This is a genomic window from Micromonospora sp. URMC 103, from assembly GCF_051386435.1.
Lineage (GTDB): Bacteria > Actinomycetota > Actinomycetes > Mycobacteriales > Micromonosporaceae > Micromonospora.
This window is the reverse complement of the sequence record NZ_JBPQTR010000005.1, coordinates 902761-919793: the sequence shown is the minus strand read 5'-3', so window position 1 is coordinate 919793 and position 17033 is coordinate 902761. Positions and strand designations below refer to the sequence as shown.

Genomic DNA, 17033 nt, shown 5'->3' with positions numbered 1-17033 from the left:
CACTGTGGGGTCTCGGGATGGGACGGCCGACGGGCGACGACACCGGCTGCGGTGCCCCCCGGCACCGCAGCCGATGCTCGTGATGGCCATGACATCACGCTTCGTAGTGGCCGGGCCGGGAATCGATCTTGTGATCGGGTCGGTGGGCGGTAGGGGAGGCGAGGGTTTCCGCGGTACGGGCAGCCGGGAGCGGCGGACGCAGGGCGCCAAGACCCACCACGAACGCCCAGACGAGCATCGGGAAGACGGCCACCCGCTCCATGCCGCCGACACCGAAGCCGAGGTCGATACCGGCGAGGAACAGGGCCGTGCCGGTCACACCGATCAGGCCCAGAGTGATGCTCACCCCACGCATCGGGGCGAACAACGGCGACCGCCCGGCCAGCCCGGCGATGAGCAGCCCGGCGTTGCCCAGGAAGAAGATCAGCAACGCCGCCAGGAAGTGGTTGTCCTCGTTCACGTCCGCCGGGTAGAGCCCGGCCAGCACGTGACCACCCGCACCGGCCAGGACGAGAACCGTGGTGGCCCGCGCGGCGACGCCGCGACCCAGCGCGCGCCGGGCCAGGAGCAGCCCGAGCGCGATGAGCAGCCCCGTGGCGACCATGCCGACGTTCATGGTCGTGTGCCAGGGCGAACAGACCTGGCGCGGTCGGGTGGTGTCCCAGAGGCCGCAGGTCACGTTGCCGAGATCACTGATGTTGTTGGTGGCCCAGCTGAACGGCGGACGGCGCCACGCGAGCCCGGCGATCACGTTCGCCGACAGGTACACGGGTGCGGCGAGCAGCAGGCTGTAGGCACCCAAGCGGTCGATTCTCACCGGTCCAGCTCACCAGCGGGCACCCCGCAGGCGCACGACGACCAGTACGCCGACGCGAGTGGTGCCAGCCATACCCGCTCTCACCGATCCGCGGTCGTCGACGCCTCGCGCCACCGGGCGGTCGCGCGGCCCTCGACCGCGCCACTCCTGGTCGACATGCTCGACTGGTCACGTGCGGTCCCGACGGACATGGTCCGCGAACCACACCTGGCGGGCGGCCCTTCGTTCCGGCCTACTCCGCCGGACGCTCGTCGTTCGGGTTCTCCCACACGAAGTTAATCTTGTTGCCTTCCGGGTCCACGAGCTCCGCCAGCTTGATGAAGCCGTAGTCGTGGATCTCGCCGCAGCGCACCCCCTCGCTCGCGAGTGTGTTGACGTGGGAGTCGATGTCCTCGACACCGATGACGACGCTGGTCTTGCCGGCAGCCTCCGGGTCATGAGAGACCTGGATCCACGCGTTGTCGGCGAGCTGCCACTCGGCAATGCCCTCCATGGGCTCGACATCGGGGCCGCGCCCGATCCACCGCTTGTACCAGGCGACGGCAGCGGCATGATCAGTGACCGGCAAAACCGCATTGACGTTCTTGAAGTTCGGCACGGTGGGCTGTCCCTTCAGGTAGATGCGTGCGCACTGTGACGTCCGGCGATCGGCGCACGCGGCGCCGGCGGGAGTGTTCAGGTCGTCCCGGCCGGGTGATCCGTCGTGCCCGCAGGGTAGGCGGGTCGTTCAAGGCGACGCTGTCGCTGAGGCGGGGTGACCAAGCGACGGGGGCTGGGACCAGATCACAGAGCCCCAGCTGGCTCAACTTTGTGAGAGAGCTCGGGAGGTGGCTCAGGGTTGTCGAGAATGGCTCGAGGCGAATGAGGGCCGACCACGGTGGATGGCACTCCGCTCGGCACGCTGACCGCCCCTGGGCGCTTGTTCGATAATGTACATTATGTCAAGTTGACTGGATCGGGCCCTCCCTCGGAAGGGGTCGCGGGCTGTCCGGGCGCCATCAACTGCGAGCGCCGACTCTGGCATCCGCGCCCCTCGGAGGCTTTGCTTCAGGTTGATCGACTCCGTTTCGGCGATGTGGCGGTATCCCGATGCGCCGGATGCCGCCACATCGCCGAGCTGGTGTCGATCAGCCCTCCCGGACGGCGTGATCGACTCGACTTCCTTGATGTCGCGGTGTCCGCCCGCGGTCGACACCGCGATTTCCTCGACGTCGAGTCGATCACGGCGGTGGGACCCCGGCGGCCGGGGCTGCGGCCGTCCGGAGCGGCCGGAACCCGGAAACGCCCCCGCCGCCGCCCGCTCGGCCCGCTCCTCGGCCCCACCCGCCAGGCCCACGCCCGCCGGCGTCCGATGATCGCTCCATTCCACCGATGTGACCGTCCGGCGCCCCGTCCCTGCCATGCCAGCGACACGGCGTGGATCGCCCGCTTGGTCGGCGTACTGCATGGTTCTCGGCGGGCTGTCCGGGCCTTGCCGACATCCACGCACGCTCGAAGCGCGCGCCGACGAAAGGTGCGAGCCGCCCGGCCCTCCCCTCCCTTGTTCAGCAACGCGAAAATCCTGCATAATATGCCTTATGCATGACAAAAAGGACGAATCGGTTGAGTTCTGGATCGAGGAGTTCCTGACCGCGCGGGCCACCCGCAAGCCCTCCCCCCACACCCTCGAGGCGTACCGGCGGGATCTGCGCACGGTGGCGGCGCTCGCCGGAGAGACGGCCGGCACTCCCCTCCCCCTCGACGCACTCTCCCCTCGCCTGCTGCGGGCGGCGTTCGCGCGGTTCGCCGCCCCGCGGGCCGCGGCGTCCGTCCACCGTGCCTGGTCCACCTGGAACAGTTTCTTCACGTTCCTGGTCGCGGAGGGGGCCGTGGCGGGTAATCCGATGCCGGCGGTGGGCCGGCCCCGGGCGCCGCTCCCCCAGCCCAAGCCGCTGCGGGGCGAGGACACCCCGGAGGAGCTGCTGGCCGGGGTGACGCGCGAGGTGGGCCGGCAGCGTGACCCGTGGCCGGAGCGGGACCTGGCGGTGCTGGCTCTGGCGCTGTGCGCGGGGCTGCGCCTCGGCGAGCTGCTGGCGTTGCGGGTCGCCTCGGTGGTGGGCCGGGAGGGTGAGCGGCGGGTGGAGGTGTTGGGCAAGGGTGGGCGTCCGCGTACGGTGCCCATCGAGGACGGTCTCGACCGCGTGCTGGACGAGTATCTGGCGAGTCGGCGGCGTCGGTTCGGGGCGCGCAGCGTACGGCCGGATGTGCCGTTGCTGGTGGATCGGCGGGGTGAGCCGTTGCGCCGGGGCGGGCTGCAGTATCTGGTGGAGTCGTGCTATCGGCGGGCGGGGATCGCCGACCGGGTGCCGCGTGGGGCGCGGTTGCACGCGTTGCGGCACACGTTCGCGACGCGGTTGGCCGAGGACGGGGCGAGCGCCGCGGAGATCATGCGGTTGCTGGGGCACGCGTCGTTGGCGTCGTCGCAGGCGTACATCGAGGTGACGGCGGGTCAGCAGCGGGCGGCGGTGCGGTCGAACCGTACGAACCGGGTGCTGGCGGGTCTGGTGGGTGGTGGCGCGGAGGTGCCGGGTGCGGGTGGGTGAGGCGCGGGCGGTGGCGGCGCGGTGGGTGCGGGAGCGGGCGGCCCGGGACGCGGGGGTGCGGGGGGCGTTCTTCAGCGGTTCGACGGTGGGGTTGGCGGACGCGGCGGTGCTGCCGGCGTCGTCGGATGTGGACGTGTTGCTGGTGCGGGACGAGCCGGCGGTGCGGCCGGGCAAGTTCCGGCACGAGGGTGTGCTGTTGGAGGTCAGCACGGTCACGTGGGGCGAGCTGGGTGGTCCGGAGGACGTGCTGGGGTCGTGGGTGTTCGGGCCGTGCTTCCGTACGGACACGGTGATCGTGGATCCGACGGGGCGGTTGGCGGCGTTGCGGGAGCGGGTGGCGGCGGGGTTCGCGGATCCGGTGTGGGTGCGGCGGCGTTGCGCGGGGGTGCGGCGGCGGGTCGAGGACGGTCTGCGGGTCCTGGACGGTGGGGCGCCGCTGCACGCGCAGGTGACGGGGTGGTTGTTCCCGACGTCGGTGGTGGCGTTGCTCCCGGTGGTGGCGGGGTTGCGGGATCCGACGGTGCGGCGGCGGTACGTGGTGGCGCGGGAGGTGCTCGCCGCGTACGGGTTGGCGGACCGGTATCCGGCGTTGCTGGGGCTGTTGGACGGTGGTGGGGTGCCGGCGGGGCGGGTGCGGGAGCACCTGGCGGGGTTGGCGCGGACGTTCGACGTGGCGGCGTCGGTGGCGCGTACCCGGTTCCCGTTCAGCGCGGATGTGACGGCGGCGGCGCGGCCGGTCGTGGTGGACGGTTCGCGGGAGATGGTGGAGGCGGGGTGGCACCGGGAGGCGATGTTCTGGATCGTCGCGACGTACGCGCGGTGTCACGCGATCCTGGCGTCGGATGCCCCGGAGCGGGGTGCCGGGTTGTCGCCGTTGTTCGAGGCGGCGCTCGCGGATCTGGGGGTGGCGTCGGTGGCGCAGCGGCGGCGTCGGGCGGATGAGGTGCTCGGGGGCCTGCCGGGCTGGTGGTCGGTGGTGGAGCGGATGGTCGCGGCGGTGTGAGGGGGTGCGGCGCTGCGGGGCCGGCCGGTCAATGGGCGCGGTGTCCGGAGCCGTCGGCGGTGGTGGGCAGGGGGCCGAGGACCGCGTTGACGATGTGGATGCGGGCGCGGGTGGCCTGGTAGTCGGCGCAGACGGCGTCGGCCTTGTCGCCGAAGCGGGTGGTGTCGCCGGTGCGGGTGACGGTGAGGGTGGCGCCGTCGAGGGTGGTGGCGGTGCCGGCGTCGGCGAGTTGGTCGAGGGTGTGGGTGCCGGCGATGAGGTGGGCCTTGACCAGGGTGCGGAGCTTGTCGTGGTCCCGGGTCATGAGGGTGTCCCAGGTGTCGTCGGAGAACTTGGCGAGGAAGGCGTCGTCGGTGGGTGCGAGGACGGTGATGCCGTCGCGTTCGAGGTCGGGTAGGAGGCCGCTGGTGCGCAGGGCCGCCTCGAAGGTGGTGAGGGTGGGCATCCACGTGAGGGCGGCGCCGACGGGTTGTCCGGCGAGGTAGGTGGGGTTGCCGGGTTCGTCGCCGGCGGGCAGTGCGGCGCAGAGGGGGCCGCTGATCTGGGCGGCGACGGGTGTGGTGTCGGGCCGGTCGGTGTCGCCGGTGCAGGCCGCGGCGGTGGTGAGGAGCAGGGCGGCCGCGAGGAGGGCGCCGGCGCGCCGCGGGGTGCGGGTGCGGGGGGACGTCACGACGGCCTCCTGGTTGTGGTGGTGCCGGCAGGGCGGGTGGTCCGCCCTGCCGGCACGGTCACCGGGTGGGTGTCACAGGGTGGCGCACTGGCCGGCGCGGGGGCCGGTCACGGTGTTGCGGATGTTGAGGTTGGTCGGTGCGGTGGTGTTGCCGGCGCAGGCCAGCGGGCCGGTGACCCGGTTGCCGACGAGCAGCGGCTGGTTGTCGGTGCGGTTGGCGGACAGGTCGACCGGGCCGGTGACGGTGAGGTCGATCAGGGAGATCGCGTCGGTGGTGCCGGTGACGCGGATCGGGCCGGTGACCTTGGTGTCGGCGAGCAGGACGCCGGCGGCGCCGCTGGCGTTGACCGGGCCGGTGATGGTGGTGCCGGTGGCGACGAGCGCGGCGCCGGGGCGGACGGTGACCGGTCCGGTGACGGTGGCGTCGTCGAGGCAGGCGAACCCGGTGACGGTGAGCGGGCCGGTGCGCCGGCCGGTGAGGGTCGGGTAGATCCGTTCGCCGTCGACGAGGTTCTCCACGCCCTGCCCGTCGAGGAGCAGCGGGATGAGGCCGCGTTCGGGCTGGTTGAGGGGGACGTAGTAGCCGTCGGCGGTCTTGACGACCTTCCAGCCGTGGTCGGCGATGCGCTCGGCGGCGGTGGTGACGGCGCCGGTGGGGCCGTCGGTGCGGGCGCCGTGGTACTGCTCCTCGGTGAGCTTGTAGGCGCAGGGGGCGTTGTCGAGGATCAGGTCGGCCGGCGGGGCGTCGATCGGCGGCGGGCTGCTGCCGGGGTGCGGCGCCGGGTGGGCGGGGATGGGTCGGGATCCGCGGAAGACGAGCCGGCCGGTGTTGGACGCCTGGAAGGTGACGGCGTCGGCGCGGGCGGCGTTGATGTCGCCCTGGTGGGCGCGGTGGTAGTCGAGGAACTGCTGGAAGGTCCAGAGGGCGGAGAAGGTCTTGCGGCGGCGGTTGTTGGCCGCGTTGCCCTCGTCGGGTCGGGTCTGCCCGCCGGAGCTGCGCAGCTCGAGCAGGGAGTTGACGACGTTCTTCAGGCCGAGGGTGTTGCGGAGGATGGTTTCCTCGCCGAGGCCGACGTTGCCGCCGCCGTCGCAGCCGTACGGGCAGGGCCACCAGCCGTCCTCGGCGCCCTTGGTGTACATGTGGCCTTCGATCATGTCCATGGACTCGTCGAAGATCGGCTGGGCGACGTTCTGGTGCCGCGGGGGCAGCATGGGCAGGTCGCCGGCGCGGGAGTTGCCGAACTCGTGGCCGTCGTAGCCGGCGACGGGCCGGTACTGGCGGATCATGTTGACGTACGCGGCGGTCTCCGGCTGGCGGATGAGCGAGTAGTCGCGGTTGAGGTCCTGGCCGGTGCTGTTGCCGCGGGTGTTGGCGGCGCGGCCGTCACCGTTGATCGTGGGGACGATCAGGACGGTGGTGTGGCTGAGCAGGTCGGTGACGCGGGGGTCGGTGCTGAAGGCGAGTTGCCGGGCCATGATGAGGCAGGCTTCGCGGTCGCCGGGCTCGTTGCCGTGGACGTTGCAGTTGATGGCCGCGGGTGAGGTGGCGGCGACGGCTTCCGGGGTGGCCGGCGGGGTGGGGTAGCCGATGACGAACATGTTGATCGGCCGGTTCTGCACGGTGCGGCCGATCTCGACGACGCGGACGCGGTCGCTGAGTTGGTCGATGGCGGCGGTGTAGGCGTACTCCTCGGTGTCGCTGGTGTACTGCGCGGCGTGGGTGGTCTCCCACTGGGTGCGCAGCTGCTCTCCGGGGACGTTGGGGTTGCCCCAGGGGGCGGTGGTGGTGCCGGTGACGGGCGTGGAGTAGGGCTGCTCGGTGGTGTCGAAGCGGGCCCGTACGCGCCACTGGAACCGGTCGCCGGGGTTGAAGCCGGCGTCGGCGAAGGTGGGTGACTGCTGGTTGATCTGCCGGTTGGGGCGCCAGATGCCGACGACGGTGGCGGCGCCCGTGGGGGTGCCGTTGGCGTCGACGGGGGTGCGTTCGATCTGGTAGTCGGTGGCGCCGTCGACCGGCTGCCAGGCGAGGGTGGCGTACCCGTCGCCCTGGCGGACGGTGAGGTTGGTGACCTGGTTGGGCTCGGCGGCGGCCTGCTGGGCGCTGGCCGGGGTGGCGAGCGTGGTGAGGCTGGCGGCGAGGAGTGTGGACAGTGCGATGAGGGTGGTGCGGTGGCGTCTCACTTGGCCTCCGTGGCGAGGACTGGTTGACCGTGACGCGGTTTGGACCAGCATGATCGTCATGGATCGGTCACGCAACGATCTTGAGGGAATCTTGCGCCTCGGCGGGTAAGGGCTGCTCTCCCCCGGTGCCGCTGACCGTCCGTCGCCGTGGTGGCGGGGTGGTTCAGCCCAGGTCGACGAGGAGCGGGCGGTGGTCGGAGATGGTGGACAGGGGTGTGTCGACGGCGGTGACCGGCGGGAGTTGGCGCACGGCCTGCCGGTCGGCGAGCACGTGGTCGAGCTGCACGCGGGGTTCGCCGGCCGGGTAGGTGGGGCGGCGGCCCAGCGGTCGCCAGCCGGAGACGACGCGGACGACGCCGGCGGGGAGGTTGAGGTCGCCGAGCAGGACGCGGGGTGCGGGCAGGGCGCGGAGCGCGCGGACGACCTGCCGGAGCTGGCGCAGGTTCCAGCCGGGGACGAAGGACAGGTGGGTGGCGGCGGCGGTGAGCGGCCCGTGTGGTGTGTCGAGGACGGCGGCGAGCACCACCCGCGGTTCGTCGTGGAGGAGGACGAGGCCGCCGCCGGGGCCGGGGACGTAGACCGGGGAGCGGACCGGTGCCCGGGTGAGGCGGGTGACGCGCCAGGTGCGTACGGGGTAGCGGCTGATCAGGCCGATGCCGTAGCAGGGTTCGCCGTGCCCGTCGTCGTCGCCGGTGAGGGGGCGGAAGCCTTCGCCGGGGGTGCCGACGATGGCGGCGGCGAAGCGGTGGTGGGGGGCGTCGAGGGCGCGGGCGGCGATGGCGGTGAGGTCGAGGTTGCCGCTGCGGCTCTGGTCGCGGTCGACTTCCTGCAGGGCGAGCACGTCGGCGTCGAGGGCGGTGACGGCGGCGGCGAGCCGGTCGGGGTCGACGAGCCCGTCGGTGAGGGATCGACCGTGCAGCAGGTTGAAGGTGGCCAGGCGCACTCCTGCACCCTACGACGCCGTGGCAGTCTTGCCGGGTGGTCAAGGTGTTGCTCTGTTCGATGCTGGTGTTCGTGGCGGTGGGCGCGGCCGGGGTGTGGTTGCGCCGCCGGCGGGGCCGCTGACCTGGCGGGTGCCGGGTGAGGCTGGCCACAGCGGGGGGCGGGCGCGCGGGGCGGGTCGGCAGAATGCCGCCCGTGGACGCCGCATCGTTGGTCACCCTGCTCGTGGCGGCCGGTACGGCCGGCTGGGTCGACGCGGTGGTGGGCGGCGGCGGGTTGCTTCTGCTGCCGGCGTTGCTGGTGGCCGCGCCCGGGGTACCGGTGGCCACGGCGCTGGGCACGAACAAGCTCGCGGCGATCGCGGGCACCGCGACGGCGGCGGCGACGTACGCGCGGCGCACCAAGATCGACTGGAGGTTGACGGGGCCGGCGGCCGGGCTGGCGGTGCTCAGCTCCGGGGTCGGGGCCGTGCTGGCCGGTGCGGTGCCGGCGTCGGCGTACCGGCCGGTCGTGCTCGTGGTGCTGCTGTCGGTGGCCCTGTTCGTGCTGCTGCGCCCCCGGCTGGGAGTGGTGTCGGCGCCGCACCGGCGCACCCCGGCCCGGGTGGCCGCCGCGGTCGCGCTCGCCGGGGTCGGCATCGCCCTGTACGACGGGCTGATCGGCCCGGGCACCGGCACGTTCCTGGTGCTGGCGTTCACCGCGCTGGTGGGGGCGGACTTCGTGCACGGCTCGGCGATGGCGAAGGTGGTCAACGCCGGCACGAACCTGGGCGCGCTCGTGGTGTTCGCGGCGACCGGGCACGTGTGGTGGCTGCTGGGCGCGGGGATGGCGGTGTGCAACATCGCGGGCGCGGCGCTGGGCGCGCGGATGGCGCTGCGCCGCGGCGCCGGGTTCGTGCGGATCGTGCTGCTGGTGGTGGTGCTGGCGCTGGTCGGGCGGCTCGGCTACGACCAGTGGCTGGCCGGCTGACATGCCGGTACGCGCCGAGCACGACCGGGCGGTCCTGGCCGGCCTGCTGCGGCGGGATCCGGTGCTGCACGCCTACCAGCTCGGCGACCTCGACGACTTCTTCTGGCCGTACACCTCGTGGTTTCGACGGGGCGACGAGGTGGCCCTGCTCTACCACGGCGCGCAACCGCCCACCCTGCTGGCGTTCGCCGCGCCGGCGCGCGCCGCGGGGCTGGCGGCGTTGCTCGCCGACCTGGCCCCGGTGCTGCCCGCCCGGCTGTACGCGCACCTCTCCCCCGGAGGCGGCGCTGGCGCCCGCCTTCGACGTCGACGGGCCGGCCGCGCACCACAAGATGGCGCTGACCGTCCCGGCGCGCCTGGAGCGGGTCGCCCCGGCCGGGGAGCCGTTGGGCGCGGCGGACCTGCCGCGGCTGCGGGAGCTGTACGCGGCCGCGTACCCGGGCAACTGGTTCGACCCGCGGATGCTGGACACCGGCCAGTACGTGGGTGTGCGCGACGGGGACGCGCTGGTCGCCGTCGCCGGGGTGCACGTGTGGTCACCGCTGTACCGGGTCGCCGCCCTGGGCAACGTCACCACCCATCCCCGGGCGCGGGGGCGCGGCCTGGGGGCGGCCGTGGTGGCGGCGCTGTGCCGCCGGCTGCGGGACACCGTCGACCACGTGACGCTGAACGTACGCGCCGACAACGGCACGGCGGTGCGGCTGTACGAGCGGCTCGGCTTCACCCGGGTGGCCGACTACGGCGAGTTCGCGCTGACCGCCCGCCGGTGAGCCGCGGCGCGACCGACCGGCGGGCGGGCTGGCGCGTGGGTCAGCCGTTGCGGCTGGGCGAGTCGAAACGGCCGGCGCGGATCTCCCGCAGGGCCCGCCGGCGGGTCTCGCCGCGCAGCGTGTCGACGTACAGGCGGCCCGCCAGGTGGTCGGTCTCGTGCTGCAACGCGCGGGCGAGGAAGCCGCTGCCGGAGATCGTCAGCGGCTCGCCGTGCTGGTCGAAGCCGCGCGCGGTGGCGTGCAGGGCGCGGGGGGTCGGGAAGTACAGGCCGGGGATGGACAGGCAGCCCTCCTCGTCGGTCTGGGTCTCCTCGGACAGCTCCAGGGTCGGGTTGACCAGGTGGCCGCGGTGCCCGTCGGCGTCGTAGACGAACACCTGGGCGTCCACGCCGATCTGCGGTGCGGCCACGCCGGCGCGGCCGGGGGCGCCGAGCAGGGTGTCCATGAGGTCGCTGACCAGGGCGCGGAGCTCGGCGTCGAAGCTGGTCACCGGCGCGCACGAGGTCCGCAGGACGGGGTCGCCGATGATCCGGATGGGCCGCATCGTCATGTCGGCAAGATTATCCGGCGTCGCGGCGGTCGCGAACGAGCACCTCGATGCCGTCGAGGATGCGGGCGAGGCCGAAGTCGAACGCCGCCGCCGGATCACTGGCGGCCTGGTGCTCCTGCCCGGCCGCCGCGCCGACGCGGGCGGCGAGGGGGAAGCGGCGGGGGTCCATGGCCTTCTCCAGGTACGGGGCGTGGGCCTGCCACCACTGTTCCTCGGTCATGCCGGTGCGTTCGGCGGCCTGCGCCTGCTCGACCGCGCCGCGTACGGCGCCGTGGACGAACCCGCCGACGAGGGTGACGACGGCGTCCATCTCGAGGTCGGTCAGGCCGATGCCGTCCACGGCGCGCAGCTCGCGTTCGTAGCGGGCGATCAGGTTGGGGCCCAGTGGAGGGCGGGTGGTGGCCACCTGCAGCAGCCAGGGGTGGCGCAGGTACAGCGCCCAGGACTCGCGGGCGAGGTGCTCCAGCCGGGCCCGCCAACCGCCGGTCGGCTCGGGGTCGGTGAGGGTCTCCCCGTAGACGGTGTCGAGCATCAGGTCGAGCAGCTCGCCCTTGCCGGGCACGTGCGTGTAGAGCGACATGGTGCCCACGTCGAGGCGTTCGGCGACGCGGCGCATGGACAGGGCGGCGAGCCCTTCGGTGTCGGCGACGTCGACGGCGGCGCGGACGATCCGGTCCACGGTCAGGTCGGTGCGGCCGCGGCGGCTGGCCGGTTCCCGGGTGCGCCACAGCAGGGCGAGGCTGCGGGCCGGGTCTCCCGTGCCGCTGTACTCCGTGGTCACGGCCCGGACTCTACCGCCGCCGTCGTCGTACCGGCCGGGGGCAGGCCGCGGGCGCGGACGCTCACGTGCACGATGCGCTGGGAGTTTCACTGTTCGTTCTGAGGGAGGACCGGATGTACCCACCGACGCAGCCGTACGCGCACGGCCTGCTCGACGTCGGCGACGGGCAGCTCGTGTACTGGGAGACCTGCGGCAACCCCGACGGCAAGCCGGCCGTGGTGCTGCACGGGGGCCCCGGCTCCGGCGCGACCGAGGGCTGGCGGCGCTACTTCGATCCGGCCCGCTACCGGGTGGTGCTGTTCGACCAGCGCGGCTGCGGCCGCAGCCGTCCGCACGCCGCCGACCTGGCCGTGGACCTGTCGGTCAACACCACCGCCCACCTCGTCGCCGACATCGAGCGGCTCCGCGAGCACCTCGGCGTGGACCGGTGGCTGGTGCTCGGCGCCTCGTGGGGCTCCACCCTCGGGCTCGCGTACGCCCAGCGCCACCCCGACCACGTCAGCGAGTTGGTGCTGTTCAGCGTGGTCACCACGACCCACCGGGAGGTCGAGTGGATCACCCGGGACATGGGGCGGGTGTTCCCGGCCGAGTGGGCGCGGTTCCGCGACGGGGTGCCGCCGGCCGACCGCGACGGCAACCTGGCCGACGCGTACGCCCGGCTGCTGGCCGACCCGGACCCCGCGGTACGCGAGCGGGCGGCCCGCGACTGGGTCGCCTGGGACGACACGCACGTCCGCACCGTCCCCGGCTGGCGGCCCGACGCCCGCTTCGACGACGCGCGGTTCCGGATGCTCTCCGCGCGGCTGGTCACCCACTACTGGCGCCACGCCGGCTTCCTGCCCGACGGTCAGCTGCTGCGCGAGGCGGGCCGGCTCGCCGGCCTCCCGGGCGTCCTCGTGCACGGGCGGTTGGACATCAGCAGCCCGCCGGACATCCCGTGGCGGCTGGCGCAGGAGTGGCCCGACGCCCGGCTGGAGCTGGTGGAGACCGCCGGGCACGGCGCCCGCCACGGCATCGGCGACCGGGTGCTCGCCGCGCTGGACGGGTTCGCCGCCCGGCGGTGAGAACGGCTCACGACCGGCCCGCAGCCGGACGACGGGCCCGGGCCGGCCGAGGTCGGCGCCCGGCGGCGGGGGCGCTCCGGTCCGTCCGGGGCACATTCCCGCACGGGCTGATGACTCTGCGGCATAAATATGCCGCAGAGTCATCACGCTCAACCGGCACACAGCCGGCCCCCGCCCCCGTGAGGTGGACGGGGCCGTCCGTCCCGACGGTGTCAACGTCAAGCGCGCTTCGCGCGGCCGTGCCTCAGCGACCGGAAAGGGCGGCTCGCACGGGGGCACTCTTGGCGGCCGCCTCGGCGACCTCGGCGTCGGGGTCGCTGCCCCAGGTGATCCCACCGCCGGCCCACACGTGCACCCGTTGCGCGTCGACGGCGGCGGTGCGGATGGTCAGGCCCAGGTCGATGCGGCCGGGGGCGACCCAGCCGAGGGCGCCCATGCTGGCGCCCCGGCCCACCAGCTCGAGGGCCGCGATCCGGTCGAGGGCGGCCCGTTTCGGGGCGCCGGTGACCGATCCTCCGGGGCAGACGGCGCGCAGCAGGTCCGCGAGGCCGATCCCGTCGGCGACCGCCGCGGACACCGTCGACTCGGCCTGCCACAGGTCGCACCAGCGGCGCACCGCGAACAGCTCGTCGACCCGTACGGTGCCGGTGCGGGCGAGCCGGGCCAGGTCGTTGCGTTCCAGGTCGACGATCATCACGTGCTCGGCGCGTTCCTTCGCGCTCGCCAGCAGCTCACGGGCGCCGGCGGCGGTGGCCGGGCGGGTGCCCTTGATGGGTCGGGTGACCAGCCGCCCGTCGCTCAACTCGACGAGCGTCTCCGGGGAGGCGCAGCCGATGGCCCATCCGGCGCCGGTCAGTGTGCCGCCGTAGCGGGCGCCGGGCAGCGCCCCCAGCCGGGCGAGAGCCGGCAGCGGGTCGCCGGCGTACCGGGCGCTGGCGTGTCCCACGACGTTGACCTGGTAGACGTCGCCGCGGCCGATGGCGTCGCGGACCGCCCGCACGGCCGCGGCGTGGGCGGCGGGGGTCCAGCTCTCCGACCAGTCGCCGAGCCGCCACCGGCCGCCCGCGGGGGGCGGGGGCGGCGGGTCGGCGTGGCCGTAGACCACCACGGCGACCTCGGGCAGGGCGGGCGCCGGGGTCGGCGCGCCGGTCGGGGCGCCGGCGAGCAGCGCGCCGGCGGCGGCCGAGACGTACAGGGCGGCGCCGCACGGGCCGCCGGCGCCGTGGTGGGCGGTGGCCGGGCGGGCCAGGTCGTCCAGCGGCAGGCCGTGGGCGGCCAGGAACTCCTGGGCGCCGGTGGCCGGGTCGCCGCCGTCGGCCGGGCGCCACTCCCACCGGGCGTGTTCGACCAGCGTACGGCGGCAGTCGGCGGGCGCCGCCGGCGCATCGACAACCGTAAGTAATGGAAGCGTGTCCACGCCGTCCGGCCCTATCTGCCTCATCCGTTCAGCGGAATTCGCGACTCGCACGCGTACTCCTGCTCGATGCCGGCCACTTTCGCTTGGTACTGTGCGTCACTGGTCATGTGAACCATGACACAGTGCCCCCACAGTCCGGAGAACCCGATGTGCCAGCACCAACCCACCTGCCCCTCCGCCGACGCCACCGACAGGGAAGCTGCCCGGGTCCTCGCCTGCTTCCCTGAGCAGGGCTGGAGCCTGCTCTGCAACGGCGTCATCATCTTCGAGGACACCGGTGAGCTGCTCCCCGACGGTCGCAGCATCGCCCCGCACCGCGGGCCCGCCCCTCACGCCCTCGTCGCCTGAGCGACGACACAGCGTAACCAGACGGCGCGTGGGCCTGGCCGGTCCCCCGGTACGGGACCGTTCGGCCAGGTCGACGCCCGCCGGGGCGGCCCCACGACCGCCCCGGCGCACACCGGTCAGCTCTCGAACGCCTCCGGCGACGGGCAGGAGCAGACCAGGTTCCGGTCGCCGTACGCGCCGTCGATGCGCCGCACCGGCGGCCAGTACTTCCCGGCCCGGTCCACGCCGGCCGGGTACGCGCCCACCGACCGCGGGTACGGGTGGGGCCACTCGTCGCCGCTGACCATCGCCGCGGTGTGCGGCGCGTTCGCCAGGGGGTTGTCCCCCGCCGGCCACTCCCCCGCACCCACCTTGTCGATCTCCGCCCGGATCGCGATCATCGCCTCGCAGAACCGGTCCAGCTCGGCCAGGTCCTCGCTCTCGGTCGGCTCCACCATGAGCGTCCCCGCCACCGGGAACGACATCGTCGGCGCGTGGAAGCCGTAGTCGATGAGCCGCTTCGCCACGTCGTCGACGCTCACCCCGGTCGCCTTCGTGAGCGGCCGCAGGTCGAGGATGCACTCGTGCGCCACGAGGCCCTTGTTGCCTGCGTACAGCACCGGGAAGTGGTTACGCAGCCGCGCCGCCACGTAGTTCGCGGCGAGCACCGCCACCCCGGTCGCCCGGGTCAGCCCCGACGCGCCCATCATCCGCAGGTACGCCCACGGGATCGGCAGGATCCCCGCCGACCCGTACCGGGCCGCCGAGATCGCCGGCTGCCCGTCGACGCGCGCCCCGCCCGGGTCGCCCGGCAGGAACGGCGTCAGGTGCGCCCGCACCGCCACCGGGCCCACACCCGGCCCGCCACCACCGTGGGGGATGCAGAACGTCTTGTGCAGGTTCAGGTGCGACACGTCCGCGCCGAAGCGGCCCGGCTTCGCGAAACCGACGAGCGCGTTGAGGTTCGCTCCGTCGACGTACACCTGCCCGCCGGCGTCGTGCACCTTCGCGCACAGCTGCGCGATGCCCGTCTCGTACACCCCGTGCGTCGACGGGTACGTCACCATGATCGCGGCGAGCGCGTCCCGGTGCTTGTCGATCTTCGCGTCGAGGTCGACGAGGTCGACGTTGCCCTCCGCGTCGCACGCCACCACGACCACCCGCATGCCGGCCATCACGGCGCTGGCCGCGTTGGTGCCGTGCGCCGACGACGGGATGAGGCACACGTCGCGGTGCTCCTCGCCCCGGTCCCGGTGGTACGCGCGGATCGCCAGCAGACCCGCGAGCTCACCCTGCGACCCGGCGTTCGGCTGCACGCTCACCGCGTCGTACCCGGTCAGCTCCGCCAGCCAGCCCTCCAGCTGGCCAATCATCTCCCGGTAGCCGGCGGTCTGCTCGGCCGGCGCGAACGGGTGCACGTGCGCGAACTCCGCCCAGCTGACCGGTTCCATCTCCGTGGTCGCGTTCAGCTTCATCGTGCACGACCCCAGCGGGATCATGCCCCGGTCCAGGGCGTAGTCGAAGTCGGCCAGCCGGCGCAGGTAGCGCAGCATCGCCGTCTCCGAGTGGTGGGTGCGGAACACCGGGTGGGTGAGGAACTCCGACGTGCGGTCGAGGGCCGCCGGCAGCGCCACGTCGACGTCACCGTCGACGCCCGGCACCCCGAACGCCGCCCACACCGCCTCCAGGTGCGCCACCGTCGTCGTCTCGTCGCAGGACATCCCCACCCGGTCACCGTCGACGAGCCGCAGGTTCACCCCGCGCCGCGCCGCCGCCGCGACCACCTCGGCGGCCCGGCCCGGCACCACCGCGGTCACCGTGTCGAAGAACGCGACGTCGGCGACCTCGACGCCGCCGGCGCGCAGCCCCGCCGCGAGGCGCGCCGCCATGCCGTGGGTACGCCGGGCGATCGCCCGCAGCCCGTCGGGGCCGTGGTAGACGGCGTACATGCCGGCCATCACCGCCAGCAGCACCTGCGCCGTGCAGATGTTGCTGGTCGCCTTCTCCCGGCGGATGTGCTGCTCCCGGGTCTGCAACGCCAGCCGGTACGCCGGGTTGCCGTCCGCGTCCTTCGACACACCCACCAGCCGCCCGGGCAGCATCCGCTCCAGCCCCGAGCGGACCGCCAGATAGCCGGCGTGCGGGCCGCCGAAGCCCATCGGCACACCGAACCGCTGCGTGGTGCCGGCGGCGATGTCCGCGCCGATCTCCCCCGGCGGGCGCAGCAGCGTCAGCGCCAGCAGGTCCGCCGCGACGGTGACCAGCGCACCGACCGCGTGGGCCGCCTCCACCAGCGGCGCGTGGTCGCGGACCGCCCCGGACGCCCCCGGGTACTGCAGGTGCAGGCCGAAGAACTCGCCCGGCAGCTCCTCGACGGCCAGGTCCAGCACCCGCACCTCGATGCCCAGCGGCTCCGCCCGGCTGCCGATCACCGCGATCGTCTGCGGCAGCGTGTCGGCGTCGACCACGTACACGCTGCTCTTGCTCTTCGACGCCCGCCGGGCGAGGGTCATGGCCTCCGCCGCGGCCGTGCCCTCGTCGAGCATCGACGCGTTCGCGGTGGCCAGCCCCGTCAGGTCGGTGACCATGGTCTGGAAGTTCAGCAGCGCCTCCAGCCGGCCCTGGCTGATCTCCGGCTGGTACGGCGTGTACGCCGTGTACCAGGCCGGGTCCTCCAGCACGTTGCGGCGGATCACCGCCGGAGTGTGCGTGCCGTGGTAGCCCAGGCCGATCATGGAGACGGCGACGGTGTTGCGACCCGCGAGGGCGCGCAGCTCGGCGAGGGCCTCCGCCTCGGTCGCAGGCTCCGGCAGGTCGAGGGTGCCGTGCCAGCGGATCACCTCGGGGATCGCCGCGTCCATCAGCTCGTCGATCGAGCCGTAGCCGACGGTCTCCAGCATGCGGCGCTCGTCATCCGGGTCGGGGCCGATGTGACGGGTGGCGAACTGCTCTGCGGTCAT

Annotated in this window: 15 protein-coding genes; 6 read left to right on the top strand and 9 right to left on the bottom strand. The window is 73.7% G+C overall.

Annotated features, from left to right (window positions below; all coding sequences use genetic code 11):
- Positions 1 to 94 precede the first annotated feature (94 nt).
- Both ACSNOA_RS17270 and ACSNOA_RS17265 read right to left on the bottom strand, forming a co-directional pair.
- Entirely contained in the window at positions 95 to 817 is a 723-nt protein-coding gene (locus ACSNOA_RS17270; protein ID WP_436659543.1) for a DUF998 domain-containing protein, read from the bottom strand.
- 232 nt (positions 818 to 1049) lie between these two features.
- Positions 1050 to 1415, bottom strand: a complete 366-nt coding sequence (locus tag ACSNOA_RS17265; protein WP_436659542.1) for a VOC family protein — start codon at positions 1413 to 1415, stop codon at positions 1050 to 1052.
- Positions 1416 to 2394: 979 nt separating this feature from the next.
- On the opposite strand from ACSNOA_RS17265, the gene ACSNOA_RS17260 reads away from it, so the two are divergent.
- Both ACSNOA_RS17260 and ACSNOA_RS17255 read left to right on the top strand, forming a co-directional pair.
- Complete coding sequence (locus ACSNOA_RS17260) at positions 2395 to 3399, top strand: tyrosine-type recombinase/integrase (RefSeq protein ID WP_436659540.1); 1005 nt, start codon at positions 2395 to 2397, stop codon at positions 3397 to 3399.
- On the top strand, positions 3392 to 4402 hold the full coding sequence (locus tag ACSNOA_RS17255; RefSeq protein WP_436659539.1) for a hypothetical protein: 1011 nt from the start codon (positions 3392 to 3394) through the stop codon (positions 4400 to 4402). The genes ACSNOA_RS17260 and ACSNOA_RS17255 overlap by 8 nt, the downstream gene beginning before the upstream one ends.
- Positions 4403 to 4430: 28 nt before the next feature.
- On the opposite strand, the gene ACSNOA_RS17250 is transcribed toward ACSNOA_RS17255, so the two are convergent.
- From ACSNOA_RS17250 to ACSNOA_RS17240, 3 genes are all read right to left on the bottom strand, one after another.
- Positions 4431 to 5072, bottom strand: coding sequence for a fasciclin domain-containing protein (locus ACSNOA_RS17250; protein ID WP_436659538.1), 642 nt, complete (start codon positions 5070 to 5072; stop codon positions 4431 to 4433).
- A gap of 72 nt (positions 5073 to 5144) precedes the next feature.
- Positions 5145 to 7253 carry a M14 family zinc carboxypeptidase gene (locus ACSNOA_RS17245; protein ID WP_436659536.1) on the bottom strand — a complete coding sequence of 703 codons (2109 nt, stop codon included), beginning with the start codon at positions 7251 to 7253 and terminating at the stop codon, positions 5145 to 5147.
- Between the two features lie 163 nt (positions 7254 to 7416).
- Positions 7417 to 8196 carry an endonuclease/exonuclease/phosphatase family protein gene (locus tag ACSNOA_RS17240; protein ID WP_436659534.1) on the bottom strand — a complete coding sequence of 260 codons (780 nt, stop codon included), beginning with the start codon at positions 8194 to 8196 and terminating at the stop codon, positions 7417 to 7419.
- 194 nt (positions 8197 to 8390) lie between these two features.
- Between ACSNOA_RS17240 and ACSNOA_RS17235 the strand changes: the two genes are divergently transcribed.
- Positions 8391 to 9164: a sulfite exporter TauE/SafE family protein gene (locus ACSNOA_RS17235; RefSeq protein WP_436659533.1), complete on the top strand. Its 774-nt coding sequence runs from the start codon at positions 8391 to 8393 to the stop codon at positions 9162 to 9164.
- A gap of 332 nt (positions 9165 to 9496) precedes the next feature.
- Complete coding sequence (locus ACSNOA_RS17230) at positions 9497 to 9934, top strand: GNAT family N-acetyltransferase (RefSeq protein WP_436659531.1); 438 nt, start codon at positions 9497 to 9499, stop codon at positions 9932 to 9934.
- 40 nt (positions 9935 to 9974) lie between these two features.
- On the opposite strand, the gene def is transcribed toward ACSNOA_RS17230, so the two are convergent.
- Together def and ACSNOA_RS17220 are read right to left on the bottom strand one after the other, a co-directional pair.
- Entirely contained in the window at positions 9975 to 10484 is a 510-nt protein-coding gene (gene def, locus ACSNOA_RS17225; RefSeq protein ID WP_436659530.1) for a peptide deformylase, read from the bottom strand.
- A 10-nt stretch (positions 10485 to 10494) separates the two neighbouring features.
- On the bottom strand, positions 10495 to 11265 hold the full coding sequence (locus ACSNOA_RS17220; protein ID WP_436659529.1) for a TetR/AcrR family transcriptional regulator: 771 nt from the start codon (positions 11263 to 11265) through the stop codon (positions 10495 to 10497).
- A gap of 113 nt (positions 11266 to 11378) precedes the next feature.
- Here ACSNOA_RS17220 and pip point away from each other — a divergent pair, with 113 nt between their 5' ends.
- Positions 11379 to 12329, top strand: a complete 951-nt coding sequence (pip, locus tag ACSNOA_RS17215; RefSeq protein WP_436659528.1) for a prolyl aminopeptidase — start codon at positions 11379 to 11381, stop codon at positions 12327 to 12329.
- Between the two features lie 244 nt (positions 12330 to 12573).
- On the opposite strand, the gene ACSNOA_RS17210 is transcribed toward pip, so the two are convergent.
- Positions 12574 to 13770 carry a chorismate-binding protein gene (locus ACSNOA_RS17210; protein ID WP_436659527.1) on the bottom strand — a complete coding sequence of 399 codons (1197 nt, stop codon included), beginning with the start codon at positions 13768 to 13770 and terminating at the stop codon, positions 12574 to 12576.
- Between the two features lie 123 nt (positions 13771 to 13893).
- Between ACSNOA_RS17210 and ACSNOA_RS17205 the strand changes: the two genes are divergently transcribed.
- Positions 13894 to 14094, top strand: coding sequence for a DUF5999 family protein (locus ACSNOA_RS17205; RefSeq protein ID WP_436659526.1), 201 nt, complete (start codon positions 13894 to 13896; stop codon positions 14092 to 14094).
- Positions 14095 to 14210: 116 nt separating this feature from the next.
- Here the strand turns inward: ACSNOA_RS17205 and gcvP are convergent, their stop codons facing one another.
- A complete protein-coding gene (gcvP, locus tag ACSNOA_RS17200; protein ID WP_436659525.1) occupies positions 14211 to 17033 on the bottom strand; it encodes an aminomethyl-transferring glycine dehydrogenase in 2823 nt (940 codons plus the stop codon).